The sequence below is a fragment of the Pseudoclavibacter helvolus genome, assembly GCF_049707175.1.
Taxonomy (GTDB): Bacteria; Actinomycetota; Actinomycetes; order Actinomycetales; family Microbacteriaceae; genus Pseudoclavibacter; species Pseudoclavibacter helvolus_A.
Map to the genome: position 1 here is coordinate 1 of NZ_JBNAFM010000025.1, position 13322 is coordinate 13322.

The window sequence follows — 13322 nt, forward strand, 5'->3', positions numbered from 1 at the left end:
TGGTTTGTGTTTGGCTATCTCATGCCGGCATTTATATAACCCACTAATTAACTACAAACCCCCCCCCCCCCCCCGGGGCGGGGGGGGGGGGGGCGGGGGGGGGGGGCGGGGCCCGCCCCCCCCGCCCCCGGGGGGAGTTCGCACCAGCAGCGCTCCGCGAATTCTCTCGATTGACGGGAAATTTTGCGGGAGGTCGGGCGCGCCGTTCAGCTGGCAACTCCGTGAAACAAGCGCGTCACACTCCGTCCACTAGTCTCGGGACATGGGTGACCTCTTCGACGGCTACAGCCAGGCTCTGACCAGGCAATCCCAAGCGGCGCTGTCGCCGCCATTCGACGAGATGTTCATGGGGGAGGCGGCTGAGGGCGAGCTCGATCCGCGCCGGACGTACCGAGATCTCTACGATGTCCTCTCGGGGATGACGCAGGAGCAGATCCGGCACCGTTCCGATTCGCTCGCCGATTCGTACCTCGCTCAGGGAGTGACGTTCGACTTCGCCGGCGAGGAGCGTCCGTTCCCGCTCGACGTGGTTCCGCGCGTCATCGAGCGGGCCGAGTGGCAGAAGACGGAAGCTGGCATCAAGCAGCGGGTTCGCGCGCTCGAGGCGTTCCTCGACGACGTGTACGGCGACCAGCGGGCCATCGCCGACGGCGTCATCCCCGCAAGCCTCATCGCGTCCTCAGTGCACTACCACCGGGTCGCGAAGGGCATCCGCACCGCGAACGGGGTGCGCATCCACGTCTCGGGCATCGACCTGATCCGGGATGAGCACGGCGAGATGCGCGTGCTGGAAGACAACGTGCGCGTGCCGTCGGGCGTCTCGTACGTCATCTCGAACCGTCGCGCGATGGCGCAGACGCTGCCTGAGCTCTTCTCGCGCATGCGCGTGCGCCCGGTCGGCGACTACCCGAACCGCCTGCTCGGCGCGCTGCGCGCATCCGCCCCCGACGGCATCGAAGACCCGACCGTGGTTGTCCTCACGCCCGGCGTGTACAACTCGGCCTACTTCGAGCACACGCTGCTCGCCCGCCTCATGGGCGTCGAGCTCGTTGAGGGCCGCGACCTGTTCTGCTCCGGCGGGCGGGTGTGGATGCGCACGACGGCCGGTCCGCAGCGGGTCGACGTGATCTACCGTCGCGTGGACGACGACTACCTTGACCCGCTGCAGTTCCGCCGAGACTCAATGCTGGGCTCGCCTGGCCTCATGATGGCGGCCCGCCTTGGCAACGTGACGATCGCGAATGCGGTCGGCAATGGTGTCGCCGACGACAAGCTCGTCTACACGTACATGCCTGACCTCATTCGCTACTACCTGTCGGAGGAGGCGATCCTGCCGAACGTCGACACGTGGCGTCTCGAGGAGCCGGAGGCCCTCGAGGAGGTGCTCGACCGCCTCGACGAGCTCGTTGTGAAGCCGGTCGACGGCTCCGGCGGCAAGGGCCTGATGATCGGCCCCCGCGCCAACAAGCAGGAGCTCGACGAGATGCGGGGGCGCCTGCTCGCCGACCCGCGCGGCTGGATCGCGCAGCCGGTTGTGCAGCTGTCGACGATCCCGACGCTTGTGGAAGACGGGATGCGCCCGCGGCACGCCGACCTGCGTCCGTTTGCCATCAACGACGGCCACGACGTGTGGGTGCTGCCCGGTGGCCTGACGCGCGTCGCGCTACCCGAGGGTCAGCTGGTCGTGAACTCTAGCCAGGGCGGTGGGTCGAAGGACACCTGGGTGGTCGGCCAGGAGCGCAGCTTCTCGAAGCCGCAACCGCACGGCGTTGAGGAACTGCTCGACGACCAGGCTGATGTCTCTGAGACGCCGCACCCCGTGACGGGCGTGCTGCGTGTCATCCCGCACCGCCAGGACCACATGCCACAGGATGCGCCGAAGCGCGGCGACCAGCAGCAGGTCCAGCAGCAGCAACAGCAGCAGGCGCGCTCCGGCGTGCAGGCGCCAGCAGGGGCAGCCCACACGAACCGGAAGGGAACGGACGCATGCTGAGCCGTATCGCTGAGTCGCTCTTCTGGATCGGCCGCTACGTCGAGCGGGCCGACGGCACCGCGCGCATCTTGGATGTGCACCTCCAGTTGCTTCTCGAGGACCCGTGGGTCGACGAGGCGACGGCCTGTCGATCGCTGTTGAGCGTCATGGGTGCGGCGGATGTGCAGCCGGACGCCGAGCTGACGCGTTCGGATGTGCTGAACCTCATGGCCGTTGACCGCTCGCAGCCGGCGTCGATCGCCTATTCGGTGAATGCGGCCCGTGAGAACGCCCGCCGTGCTCGCGAGATCGTGTCGACGGAGCTGTGGGAGTGCCTCAACGCCACCTACTCGCGTATGCCGTTCAGCGTGCGCCAGGAGAAGGTGCACGACCTGTTCGCGTGGGTGCGTGAGCGCTCGGCGCTCGCGGTCGGCGTCGTGAACTCGGCCGCGAGCCGCGACGACGCGTACCAGTTCATGATGCTCGGCCGCTCGCTCGAGCGCGCCGATATGACGGCGCGTCTGCTGGCGACGCGTTCGCTGACGGAGGCGTCTGGCGCATCCTGGACCACGATCCTTCGCTCCTGCGGTGCCTACGAGTCGTACCTGCGCACGTATCACGGCATGCCATCCGCTGCGAACGCGGCAGAGTTCCTGCTGCTCGACCGGCTGTTCCCGCGGTCGATCCAGTACTCGGTGTCGACGGCGCTGTCGTGCCTCTACGACATCCAGCCCCGCCACGAGCGCGGCGGCCGGGTGGGGGTCACCGACCAGGCCCAGCGCCTGCTTGGCCAGATCTCGTCCGACCTCGAGTACCGACCGATCCACGACACGCTCGCCGACCTGCCCCGCTACATGGATGGTGTGCAGGATGCGGTTTCCAGGGCGTCCGAGGCGATCCGCCAGCGATACTTCCCGTCGATCACAGCCCCGAGCTGGGTGGGAGACAACTCATGAGCCGCATCCGCATCCGCCACTCCACCGGCTTCCGGTATGAGGGCGACGTTACGACCTCGTACAACGAGGCCCGCATGCTGCCGATGGCCAACAACGGCCAGTTCGTGCTGTTTGGGCATCTCGATGTCACGCCGCACTCGTCGACGCACAACTACTCCGACTACTGGGGCACGAAGGTGACGGCGTTCGAGGTGCTCAACCCGCACTCGGAGCTGTCGCTGACGGCGTCGAGCCTCGTCGAGGTGCGGCAGCGTCCCGAGGCCGGGCAGCTGTCGCTCAGCTGGGATGAGCTCGCCCATGAGCGGCTCCGCAGCGTCGAGCTGGTCGAGCAGACGGCGCAGACTCGTTTGACGATGCCGCCGGAGGACGTGATGGCGCTCGCGGCTGAGGTGAAGGGCGCGAACAGCGGCCCCGCATCCACGGCTATGGAGATCTTGCATCTCATCTATGAGGCCGTCGCCTACGAGGGTGGCGTGACTGGTGTTCGAACGACGGCTGCTGAGGCGTGGGAGCACAAGCGTGGCGTGTGCCAGGACATCTCGCACATCGCGCTCGGCGCCTTGCGCTCGGCTGGGATTCCGGCGATCTACGTCTCCGGCTACCTGCACCCGCGCCCGAACGCTGAGATCGGCGAGACGGTGAGTGGCGAGTCGCACGCGTGGATCGAGTACTGGGACGGCGAGTGGCGCGGCTGGGACCCGACGAACGACATCCCGATCGGCGAGCGTCACGTGCTTGTCGGTCGTGGGCGTGACTACAACGACGTGCCTCCGCTGCGCGGCGTGTACGCGGGCCCGTTCTCGTCGCAGTTGTTCGTCAAGGTCGACATCACTCGCGAGGCGTAGCGATGCCGGGGCCGGGGAGCGGTGCGCAGGGCGGGTCTGCCGGCGGTTCGCATGGTGGCTCGCAGGGGCGTGCGGATGCGCGCGGCCCGGCTGCGCCGCATCCTGACCCGACCGGTGCACCGGCGACGTTCGTGGTGCCGACGGGGCACGGCATTGACGTGCACGTCTATGAGTGGGCATGTGCGTCGCCGCGCGGTGTGATCCACTTGTCGCACGGTTCGGGTGAGCACGCGAAGCGGTACGACGCCTACGCGCGCGACCTGGTCGCTGCTGGGTACGCGGTCGTCGCGCACGACCACCTCGGGCACGGGCAGACGGGCCTGAACTCGCATGGGCTCTCCGTGCTGCCGGCCACCGAGAACCGTGCGGCGCTCGAAGCGCTCGAGGACATCTCTGCGTGGGTGCGCGACCGCTATCCGCGTCTGCCGCTCATCTTGCAGGGGCACTCGTGGGGGTCGCTCCTGGCCCAGCAGCTGCTCGCACGCGATTCCGCGTTTTTCGCCGCGTGCATCCTCACCGGCACGACGCTCGCGGTGCCCGGGTTCATCAACGCCGGCAACCTCAACAAGAAGTTCGAGCCAGACGAGACCGGTCTCATGTGGCTGAGTCGCAACCCGGATGCGAGGCGTGCGTTCGCGTACGACGAGTTGTGCTTCGACATCGCGAAGATGCCGGTGTGGTCGAAGCGGGGTGCGCTGCAGCTGGCGCACATCCCGCCCCGCGTAGCCTCGGGGAAGATCGACGACGTGCCGGTGCTCATCATGGCGGGGTCCGAGGACTCGATCGGCTTCGGCGAGCGAGGGCCGCGCGCCCTGGCGCGGCTGTACCGGAAGCGCTCGAAGCTCAGCGACGTGACCCTCAAGATCTACCCGGAGGCGCGGCACGAGCTGCTCAACGAGCTGAACCGCGACGAGGTCATCGCCGACATCGTCGCGTGGCTGGATGCGCGCATCCCGCCACGCGCTCTCGACGAATAGGTCAGTTTCGTCCCTCTTTCGGAGGTGCGAGGGGCTGAAAATGACCTTTTCGGCAGAGGGGGGCTCGGGGGCGAGCCGTAGAGTGCTCTCATGCACGGTGAGTACAAGGTTCCTGGCGGGAAGCTCGTCACAGTCGACCTCGAGGTGGAGGGCGGACGCATCGTCGATGCGCACCTCGCTGGGGACTTCTTCCTCGAGCCGGATGAGGCGCTGGATGACATCAACGGCGCGCTGAACGGGTTGCCTGTCGAGGCGAGCGCGGAGGAGATCACGGCCGCGGTTCGAGATGGTCTGAGGGCGGATGCGCAGCTGCTTGGCGTCACGCCGGAGGCGGTTGGCGTCGTGGTCCGCAGGGCGGTGCTCGGTGCTCGCGACTGGCGCGCGTATGACTGGCAGATTCTGCACCCGGGGCCGCTGACGCCGCGCGAGCACATCGCGCTTGACCAGGTGCTGACGGAGGAAGTCGGCGCGGGGCGTCGCTCAGCGACGCTGCGCCTGTGGGAGTGGGATGAAACCGCTGTGGTGCTCGGCTCCTTCCAGTCGGTCAAGAACGAGGTCGACCAGGAGAACCTCGAGAAGTACGGGGTGCAGCTGGTGCGGCGCATCACGGGCGGCGGTGCGATGTTCATGGAGGCGGGGTCGGTGGTGACGTACTCGCTGTACGTGCCGAGCGACCTGGTGCACGGCATGTCGTTCGCGGAGTCGTACGCGTTCCTCGACTCGTGGGTGCTGGATGCGCTGCACGGGCTCGGCATCAACGCGCGGTACGAGCCGCTCAACGACATCGCGAGCCCGTCGGGCAAGATCGGCGGGGCCGCGCAGAAGCGTCTCGGCTCCGGTGCGGTGCTGCATCACGCGACGCTCAGTTACGACATCGACGGTGACCGCATGACGGAGGTGCTGCGCATCGGCCGCGAGAAGCTGAGCGACAAGGGCACGCAGTCGGCGAACAAGCGGGTGAGTCCGCTGCGTTCGCAGACGGGCATGGAGCGTTCGGCGATCATCGACCACTTCAAGAAGACGTTCGTGGAGCACTACGGCGGCACGCCCGGCGAGGTGACGGACGAGGAGCTGGCGCGGGCGCGGGAGCTCGCGCAGTCGAAGTTCGCGTCGCGCGAGTGGACGCATCGGGTTCCCTGAGCACCTGAGGCGCGGAACCTGAGAGTCGAGCCCGCGCAGGGGAGAAGTCCCCATCGCGTCTCTCGCGATGCGTGGTTACGCTGGCGATTCATCCGAGAATTCCCCGGAGGAATCACGTGCCTCGTTCTCGCTCGACCATCCCCCCGCATCATGGGGTGACCTCATGACCGCGTTTGTCGACCCGCTTTCCGACGAGCGCGGGTCCGATGGCGCCGGCGGCGGCTACACCGTCTACTGGGCGTCGGCCGAGCGCGTGACGCTCAGTCGCCCCCTGCAGCGCTTCCTCATCGATGCGCAGTTCGCGAGGCTCCGCCCGATCCTCGTGACCACCGACCAGGCGCATGTGTCGAGCTTCGTGGCGGATGCGTTCCAGGCCGCAGGCGGGTACTGGGCCGTGTCGGCGGACGGCGCGATGTTCGACGCGTTCCGGGGCACGCGCATCCGCAGCTTCGGTGACTTCTGGATGCCCCGGCCCGGTCGCGAGGCGGAGCCGCACCCGACGCTCTCCGTCGAACGCGCGCGCACGGCGCCGTCGTTCGTCTTCGACGTCTACGTGCGCGACCGCGCTGACGACCGCACGCTGGTCGGCGGCGTCGCCGACCAGCTCGTGACGGGTCTCGGCGGGGCTGGCCTCGCCCGGTGGGGCCTCGTCGAACCGCTGGCCCTGCCGTGGTCGCACGCCGCCATCACCGAGTCCATGCGCAGGCAGATGCCCGTCACCGAGCGCCACTACGCCGCGGGCGACGACGGCTCCGCCGTGAGCCTCGCCGTCTCGCGCACCAAGGCGGGCATCCTCGAGCACGTTCGCGGCGTCGTCCCGATTCGCGACGCGGCCCTCGCACCCCTCGCGCACACGCCGGGCGGCTCCCTCGCCGCGCACCCGCGCGTGCTCGACACCCTCCGCGAGCTCGCCGAGCGCAACCGCGTCAGCGTCGCCCTGCTCTCGACCGGGGAAGTCGAGCAGCGGGACGGCTCGTTCGGGCGCCTGCCAGGCGTCCGGCGCCCGGAGCAGCCGCTCGCGGTCCTCCTCGGCGCTCGGGCCGTGCGCGACCTCGGCGTCGACGTGGATGCGCTCGCCGAGCAGCACGACATCACCACCGTCGGACTCCGCCGCGCCCCGGCGCTCATCGTGCGGCTCTCGGGGGACGACCCGCTCTGGTACCAGCTGCGCGCCTTCGCGACGGCCCTCGACCAGGAACGCCTCGCATCCGCCCTCGCCGTGGAGTTCGCCACGGGCGACGCGAACGTCGGGAGGAGCTGACCGTGCCCATCGAACTGGTCCTGCTGAGCGAGGTCGCGCCGAGCGACGAGGCGGTCGCGCGCGCCATCGCCGAGACGCACCCCGAGGGGCAGCTCATCTCCTTCCAGGGCGGCGCGGTGCGCCACGCCGTCGACGGGGCGGGGGCGTCGCTGCTCACGGTCTTCGAGAGCCAGCCCATCGCCGACCCGACGAGCGCGGCGCCCGCGATCGCGCATCCGCCCGCCTCGTTCGGGCTCTGGACGGACCTGACGATTCCTCGGAGCAACCCGCAGGGCGGGCGCGCACTGGCAGAGCAGATCGCCGCTGCACTCGGCGGCACCGTGACAGAGAGGGTGTGACATGTCGGACTGGAAGATCGACCCCACCGGGGTGCAGACCGTGCTCACCAGCGTGCAGACGACGCAGGGCGAGCTCGCGACCGTCATCACGGAAGCCGGGATGAACGCGGTGATGGCCGGCGTCGCCTGGGGTGGCGGCATCACCGTCGGCGTCTCCGAGGCGCTCGCCGGCCTGCTCACCGAGCAGCAGTCGAACGTGACCGCCGTCGGCAACACCGTCAACGCGAGCGTGACCGGCGTCGCCAACGCCGTCTACGCGTACAACACCGGGCAGGAGCAGATGGCGCTCGAGTTCCAGGGCGCCATCGCCGACGGGTCCGCTGGTGACTTCAGCTTCTTCGAGCAGCACGGCTACCGGGGGGACGCATGACCATCGAAGTCTGCACGGGCGACGGGCTCATCGACCCGTCGGCGTTCGTCTGCAAGAGCGCCGATCTCGACACGTCGGCCATCGAGGCCTCCGCGACGTCGCTCGAGGGCATGGGAACTGGGCTCGTCGAGAAGGTGTCGACGATCAGCTCGACCTGGTCCGGCATCGGCGGGTCCTATCAGGCGCCCGAGCAGGAATCCGTGTACGCGGCGATCACGCCGGCGAGCAACGCGGCGGCCGACGTGGAGACGAGCTTCTCGAGCGCCGCCGGCTATCTGCGCACGTACGCCGAGGAGCTGCAGGGAGTGAAGGCGACGCTGCAGGACCTCGAGGACCGCGCGGCGACGTTCCGGCAGGAAGCCCTGCGCGGCTACGACGTGACGATCTGGGATGCGCACGGGCTGTTCTCGTCGGAGTTCTGGACCACCGACGTCACCAAGCTGGGCGACAAGAGCGAGCACATCCCGTGGACCGAGCACGGCCCGGCCATCGAGAAGAACGAGTCGCTGCTCGCCGAGTACGCCGCGATCATCGAGACCGTCTGGGCCGCCGCGACGACGTGCGCCGCGGGACTCGAGACGCTCAGCACCGGCACCTACGTGACCGAGGACGAGGCCATCACGGCTGAAGCGATCATGGCGTCCACCGAGCTGCCGTGGGGCTACCCGGCCGACGAGGACCGCAACTGCTCCGAGTCAGTGGCGCACGGCGCGGGCAACTTCTGGCACGGCACCTGGACGGGCGCCGCGTCGCTCATCGGGCGCGACCCGGAATCCGGCGAGTGGGGCTGGGACAACGCGGGGGCCGCGTGGGGCGGCCTCGGCAACTTCGCCCTCTCGACCGCCGTGGTGCTCTCGCCGACGACGTGGGCGGTGAAGCTCGTCGCGCCCGGCTCCGAGGCCGACCAGTGGTTCGATGACCGCGTCAACGTCGCGGCGACCGGCTGGGGCAGCCTCATCGGCTGGGACCACCAGGCGGCGCTCGCTGGCGAGAACGGCTTCCACGCGTGGGAAGAGGATGCGGTCGCGACCGGCACCGAGACCATCGCCAATATCGGCACGTTCTTCATCCCGGGCGCGAACGTCGCGAAGGGTGTTTCGACCGCGGGCAAGGTCGGGTCGATCGTGACGCGGGTCGGCGGGTTCGCCGCCGACTTCGCGATCCCCGGTGGCTCGCTTGCCGTCGGCCTCGCCACGAAGGGCATCAAGTTTTCGCCAGACGGCCTCAAGATCACGCCGTACGTGGGAGCGACCGGGGTCGTGGATGCGCTCTCCCCGACGGGCGGGGTGCCTCCCGTCTCGTCCCACTTCGGGCTGGATGCGCCTGGCACGGTCCCCGGCGGCCCGAAGGGCGGAACGCTGGAACTGCCGACGGGAACCGGTACTCCGGGTGCCGGGCAGATGCATCCGGGTGCAGTGGAGCCCGCGCACCCGGGTGGACAGGGGCAGCCGGGGCCGTCGTCGGCAGCCGCAGGGCCCGTGGCAGATGGTCCCGGTGGGTCGCCCAGAGGTCCCTCGACAGTGTCGACCGATGTCCCCGAGGTCCGGGATCCGGGTTCGGCCCAGGAGAGTTCCGGAGGCAAGGAGCCTTCAGCTGGCGATCGGTCGCCGGATGCAACGGGTAAGCCCGCATCAACCGGCGGCGTGGACGACCCGTCGAGCATTGATCCGAAGGGAGTCACGAAAGGGGTCAACGACACGGTACCGGTGCTCTCCGAGGAGTACCACGGCGCGGTCTCGGATCGCGTCGAGGCGGTCGCGGCGCACCAGGAGGCCGTCGGGGCCCAGCAGTCGGTCATCGACCAGCTCGGGGAACAGGGAGTCGATGTGGATCCCAAGGGGCTGACGAAGGGAAAGATCGACAGCACCATCGACGCGCTCCTGGAAGAGGCCGAACTCGACACCTCGCTGACGGATGCGCAGTTCGAAGCCCGCGTCGACGCCCTCGAGGAGCTCAGAGACACGTCCTGGCAGGAACGCGATACGGCCGTCACCCAGGTGAATGCGTCGGAGGCGATGGGCGATCAGGCTGCGCTCGACGCTATCGCCTCACAGGACGCGACGGTCGTCGTCGACGGCTCAGGAGGAGGGAAGGGGACCTTCGACCAGGTCGGGCTCACCAACGACGGCACCACACTAATCGTCACCGAGGCCAAGGGGGGCACTGCCACGCTCAGCAAGGATGGGCGGGTGCTGCCCGACGGGACTCGCGCACCGCAGGGCTCGACCCACTACTTCAACGACGTCTTCCAGAACGACCCGAACCTCGCTGCATACCTACGGGACAACCCCCACATTGCGCAGGGGCTCGCGGACGGCTCCGTCACCGTCTCCTATCAACTGGTCAAAGCGACCCCCACGGGGAAGGTTAAGATCGACGAGCTGGTATTGAACCCGAATGAGCTCGACCTCGGGCTTGGGAAGTAGACGACGCCATGACGACGCAGAATATCGCGGACCGTAGCACCGTTGCCCGCCTGAGCGAGGTGTTGACGGGGCTCAGCTGGCCGGTCTCGAAGCAAGAGCTGACCGGGGTAGCCGCAGCGCTGGGATGGTCGGAAGCCCGGTCGACGAGCCGCAGCGCTCGCTACCGGACCGGATACATCGAGTCACCCGAACGCGTCTCGAACGCCTCGGCTTCCGTCAAGGACGAGTCGGTGACCGAGATCCAGGTGAAGCTCAGCGGCGCGGACGCCAGCGGTGCCGCCGATGTCGCAGGTGCCCGGCGTCAACTCGGCGCGGAGCTCGCGGAGATCCTCGGTGAGGGATCCGCACGTCAGGGCAGCGACATCGCTTGGGATCTCGACAACGGCGGCCGCCTTTGGCTGAAGTCACTCGACACGAGCGTGGCGCTCATCGCGCTCCAGCCGGCATACGCTGAGATCGAGCGCCGCGAGGAGCGGTCGGGCATCAGCCCGGACCGGGTGCCGGGCGAGGCCATCTGATTCCAGGCACAGCACCGTTCGCGGCCACTGCAGTCGGCGAGGAGCGGTAATCGCTGGCCGCACCCCGGCTTCGAGAAGACGCGCATGAGCGACAGGTTGCAGGTGATCGGGGCCACTGCGGCGGTCGGCGATCCCGCGGGCGTCCTGCGTGACCTGGTCGACTGGCTTCGGCGGCCACGACGAGTACAGCTGGGATTGGCTCTCTGACACCCTCCTGAACTGGCCGACGTCTCGTGAGCACTTCGTCTGCGAGAGCTGCCTCGCCGGGGCCGTCTTGAAGGCGTCCCGCATCGCCGAGAACGCGAACGGCGAGCATCCCCGTGGGTTGCTCGCCGTCTCCGCGTGACTGTGCGCCTCCGACTGTGCGCCTGTGACCGGCTGTCAGGCTCCGGTGATCAGCCCGGGATCGACGCGCGTGCCGCCGACAGGGCGCGGCGCGCGACATCGTCGTTCTCGACGAGCGAGTTGCGGATGGCGGCGATGACGTCGCGCACCTGCTGGCCGGCAGTGTTCCACTGCTGCTCGAGGTGGGCGTACTCCTCGGAGACCCCATCGGCCTGGTAATCGGCCATGGCCTGCTTCACGTCGGCGTCGCGTCGGTCGAGTGCCGACTCGAGGCGTGCGGCGACCTGCTCGAAGTTCGCCTGCGTCGCCTCGGACGAGCCGATGTTGTAGTCGTTGCGATCCATCTGGTTCGTGAACATGCGTGTTCTCCTGGTTCTCGTCGCGTCTGTTGTCGGTGCGCGCGGCTCTACGCCTGCGGGCGGATGCGCGACAGGAAGGACTCGGAACTGAAGTCGGTCGAGTTCGCCGATGCCTCGTGGGTCGCGGCTCCGTCGTCTGCCGCGGCGACGAACGCCTTGTTCTGGCCGCTGATCGAGGTCACGATGCCGACGAGCGCCGAGTTGAGCGCGTTCGAGATCTCGTCGGTCTTCGACTTGAAGTTGTTGAAGCTGGCCTTCGCGGGCCCGTTGAAGGTCGAGGCGAGCGGTTCTGCGGCGTCGAACAGCTGCTTGACGAGCTCGCCGAGGTCGTCGGATTCGGTCTGCGACTTGTTGCCGAGCGTGACCAGGGTCTGGTCTTCCATTGCGAACTTCATGGCATCCTCTCCAGCACCGCGATCGGCGCGCGTTCTTCTCCGGAGACGCCAGTTCAGCACGCCGGGCACGGCTTCGTCCATCTTTTCCCCGGGGAGTTCTCCCCTCCCAGGCTCAGGGCCCACCGACTAGCCTTGCGACTCGTGTGGAACACGGCCGATCTCCCAGCGGCGACCCCCCAGCGCGCCTGGTCGGTCGTCGTCGACGTGGCGCTCGGTATCGCCATCGCGGCGGCCCTCTCGTTCCTCGCCGCGACGCACAGCGTCTCGCTTGCGGTGCTCGTCGGCGCATCCGCGTCTCTCGCACTCCTCGGGTCATGGTGGTGGATGCGCGCGAGTCTCGGCACCAGCGCGGGCCACGCGCTGCTCGGCCTGCGGACGGTGGCACGTTCGACGGGCATGCCCGCGCACCCCTTCACCGGCGCTCGCGAGACCGTGAACATCCGCGGAGGGCGGGATCCCCTCCACCTGGTCCCCGGGGTCATCGAGCTGGCCCCGCCGACTCGCGTGCCTCAGCGGTTCTCGAGCCCCGACCTCGAGCTGAGCTTCGACGACGGGTCGCGGCACGTCGTCAGGGGCGTCGTCATCGTGGGGCGGGCCCCGCAGGTGCAGTCCAGGGGGCAGCGGCCGGTCGCGGTCCCCGACTTCTCCCGCAGCCTGGCCCCCACGCACGTGCGCCTCGAGCCGAACTTCGACGGCGTGCTCGTGACCGACCTCGGCAGCGTCGGGGGCACGTGGGCGTTCGCCGGCGGCGACCCGAGGCGGCTCCAGCCCGAGACCGCCGTCACCGTTCCCTTCGGCACCGTGCTGGCGCTCGGGTCGCGACGCGTCCGCCTCGGACGCCCCGGCGCGGTCCCCGTCGGCGCGGCGTCTGCTGGCGCTGCGCGTCTCGGGGCGGGGGTGGCCCAGTGAGCGAGGCGGATCGCACCCTCATCGACACGACTCGCGCTCACCGCGAGCGGATGCTCGGCGCGCTCGCCCACGGCCCGCAGGCCACGCGTCGGGTCGTGAACACCAACGTCGGCCGCATGCTCGGCTCGGTCATCCTCGGTGCCGTGATCTGCTGCGCGTGCCTCGGGACGAGCTTCGTCGTCAACCTGCTCGAGGACCGCAAGCAGCAGGAGGCGATCTCCGCGTTCCAGGCCGCCGCGGCCGCGAACCCCGTGCAGCCTGGCGGCACCGTGGTGAAGGACGAGGCGACCGGCTTCCTGCTCGACCAGGCGACCGGCCAGTACACGGACCCGCGCACGGGCTTCGTCGTCGACCCCGAAACGGGATACGCCACCGACCCGGACGGCAAGCTCATCGACACGAGGATCGGCTGGTACATCGACCCGGCCACGGGCTTCTACACGAACCCGACGAGCGGCATCACGATCGACCCGCAGACGCTGACGGTCGTCGAATGAGCATCCACACCACT

The 13322-nt window shown here is 69.0% G+C and carries 15 protein-coding genes; 13 read left to right on the top strand and 2 right to left on the bottom strand.

Annotated features, from left to right (window positions below):
- Positions 1-262 precede the first annotated feature (262 nt).
- The 11 genes from ACPYN9_RS15825 (at position 263) to ACPYN9_RS15875 (ending at position 11149) form a co-directional block, all read left to right on the top strand.
- Positions 263-1993 carry a circularly permuted type 2 ATP-grasp protein gene (locus ACPYN9_RS15825; protein ID WP_424467604.1) on the top strand — a complete coding sequence of 577 codons (1731 nt, stop codon included), beginning with the start codon at positions 263-265 and terminating at the stop codon, positions 1991-1993.
- Positions 1987-2928: an alpha-E domain-containing protein gene (locus ACPYN9_RS15830; protein WP_068478330.1), complete on the top strand. Its 942-nt coding sequence runs from the start codon at positions 1987-1989 to the stop codon at positions 2926-2928. Before ACPYN9_RS15825 ends, ACPYN9_RS15830 begins: the two co-directional genes overlap by 7 nt.
- Positions 2925-3773, top strand: a complete 849-nt coding sequence (locus tag ACPYN9_RS15835; RefSeq protein WP_424467606.1) for a transglutaminase family protein — start codon at positions 2925-2927, stop codon at positions 3771-3773. Before ACPYN9_RS15830 ends, ACPYN9_RS15835 begins: the two co-directional genes overlap by 4 nt.
- Positions 3774-3775: 2 nt before the next feature.
- Positions 3776-4750 (top strand): alpha/beta fold hydrolase, encoded by a 975-nt coding sequence (locus ACPYN9_RS15840; RefSeq protein ID WP_424467608.1) that lies wholly within the window; start codon positions 3776-3778, stop codon positions 4748-4750.
- A 90-nt stretch (positions 4751-4840) separates the two neighbouring features.
- The gene (locus ACPYN9_RS15845; protein ID WP_424467610.1) at positions 4841-5890 is read left to right on the top strand and encodes a lipoyl protein ligase domain-containing protein; all 1050 of its coding nucleotides are present in this window, start codon (positions 4841-4843) and stop codon (positions 5888-5890) included.
- A 163-nt stretch (positions 5891-6053) separates the two neighbouring features.
- Positions 6054-7151: a DUF6177 family protein gene (locus ACPYN9_RS15850; protein WP_424467612.1), complete on the top strand. Its 1098-nt coding sequence runs from the start codon at positions 6054-6056 to the stop codon at positions 7149-7151.
- Positions 7152-7153: 2 nt separating this feature from the next.
- On the top strand, positions 7154-7489 hold the full coding sequence (locus tag ACPYN9_RS15855; protein WP_424467614.1) for a hypothetical protein: 336 nt from the start codon (positions 7154-7156) through the stop codon (positions 7487-7489).
- Between the two features lies 1 nt (position 7490).
- The gene (locus ACPYN9_RS15860) at positions 7491-7859 is read left to right on the top strand and encodes a DUF6507 family protein (protein WP_424467616.1); all 369 of its coding nucleotides are present in this window, start codon (positions 7491-7493) and stop codon (positions 7857-7859) included.
- Positions 7856-10285 (top strand): hypothetical protein, encoded by a 2430-nt coding sequence (locus tag ACPYN9_RS15865; protein WP_424467618.1) that lies wholly within the window; start codon positions 7856-7858, stop codon positions 10283-10285. The genes ACPYN9_RS15860 and ACPYN9_RS15865 overlap by 4 nt, the downstream gene beginning before the upstream one ends.
- Positions 10286-10293: 8 nt before the next feature.
- Positions 10294-10803, top strand: coding sequence for a DUF6301 family protein (locus tag ACPYN9_RS15870; RefSeq protein WP_424467620.1), 510 nt, complete (start codon positions 10294-10296; stop codon positions 10801-10803).
- A 148-nt stretch (positions 10804-10951) separates the two neighbouring features.
- The gene (locus ACPYN9_RS15875; RefSeq protein WP_424467622.1) at positions 10952-11149 is read left to right on the top strand and encodes a hypothetical protein; all 198 of its coding nucleotides are present in this window, start codon (positions 10952-10954) and stop codon (positions 11147-11149) included.
- Between the two features lie 49 nt (positions 11150-11198).
- Here ACPYN9_RS15875 and ACPYN9_RS15880 read toward each other — a convergent pair whose 3' ends face one another.
- Together ACPYN9_RS15880 and ACPYN9_RS15885 are read right to left on the bottom strand one after the other, a co-directional pair.
- On the bottom strand, positions 11199-11507 hold the full coding sequence (locus tag ACPYN9_RS15880; protein WP_424467624.1) for a hypothetical protein: 309 nt from the start codon (positions 11505-11507) through the stop codon (positions 11199-11201).
- A 47-nt stretch (positions 11508-11554) separates the two neighbouring features.
- Positions 11555-11902, bottom strand: coding sequence for a hypothetical protein (locus ACPYN9_RS15885; RefSeq protein ID WP_424467625.1), 348 nt, complete (start codon positions 11900-11902; stop codon positions 11555-11557).
- Positions 11903-12043: 141 nt separating this feature from the next.
- Here ACPYN9_RS15885 and ACPYN9_RS15890 point away from each other — a divergent pair, with 141 nt between their 5' ends.
- Both ACPYN9_RS15890 and ACPYN9_RS15895 read left to right on the top strand, forming a co-directional pair.
- Entirely contained in the window at positions 12044-12811 is a 768-nt protein-coding gene (locus tag ACPYN9_RS15890) for a hypothetical protein (RefSeq protein WP_424467627.1), read from the top strand.
- Positions 12808-13308, top strand: a complete 501-nt coding sequence (locus tag ACPYN9_RS15895; RefSeq protein ID WP_424467629.1) for an OCRE domain-containing protein — start codon at positions 12808-12810, stop codon at positions 13306-13308. The genes ACPYN9_RS15890 and ACPYN9_RS15895 overlap by 4 nt, the downstream gene beginning before the upstream one ends.
- Positions 13309-13322 lie beyond the last annotated feature (14 nt).

Excerpts from the sequence above, each read along its gene's own strand:
- ACPYN9_RS15865 (WP_424467618.1), top strand. The coding sequence starts at position 7,856 with ATGACCATCGAAGTCTGCACGGGCGACGGGCTCATCGACCCGTCGGCG.
- ACPYN9_RS15825 (WP_424467604.1), top strand. The coding sequence starts at position 263 with ATGGGTGACCTCTTCGACGGCTACAGCCAGGCTCTGACCAGGCAATCC.
- ACPYN9_RS15840 (WP_424467608.1), top strand. The coding sequence starts at position 3,776 with ATGCCGGGGCCGGGGAGCGGTGCGCAGGGCGGGTCTGCCGGCGGTTCG.
- ACPYN9_RS15885 (WP_424467625.1), bottom strand. The coding sequence starts at position 11,902 with ATGAAGTTCGCAATGGAAGACCAGACCCTGGTCACGCTCGGCAACAAG.
- ACPYN9_RS15850 (WP_424467612.1), top strand. The coding sequence starts at position 6,054 with ATGACCGCGTTTGTCGACCCGCTTTCCGACGAGCGCGGGTCCGATGGC.
- ACPYN9_RS15845 (WP_424467610.1), top strand. The coding sequence starts at position 4,841 with ATGCACGGTGAGTACAAGGTTCCTGGCGGGAAGCTCGTCACAGTCGAC.
- ACPYN9_RS15835 (WP_424467606.1), top strand. The coding sequence starts at position 2,925 with ATGAGCCGCATCCGCATCCGCCACTCCACCGGCTTCCGGTATGAGGGC.
- ACPYN9_RS15860 (WP_424467616.1), top strand. The coding sequence starts at position 7,491 with ATGTCGGACTGGAAGATCGACCCCACCGGGGTGCAGACCGTGCTCACC.
- ACPYN9_RS15870 (WP_424467620.1), top strand. The coding sequence starts at position 10,294 with ATGACGACGCAGAATATCGCGGACCGTAGCACCGTTGCCCGCCTGAGC.
- ACPYN9_RS15830 (WP_068478330.1), top strand. The coding sequence starts at position 1,987 with ATGCTGAGCCGTATCGCTGAGTCGCTCTTCTGGATCGGCCGCTACGTC.
- ACPYN9_RS15880 (WP_424467624.1), bottom strand. The coding sequence starts at position 11,507 with ATGTTCACGAACCAGATGGATCGCAACGACTACAACATCGGCTCGTCC.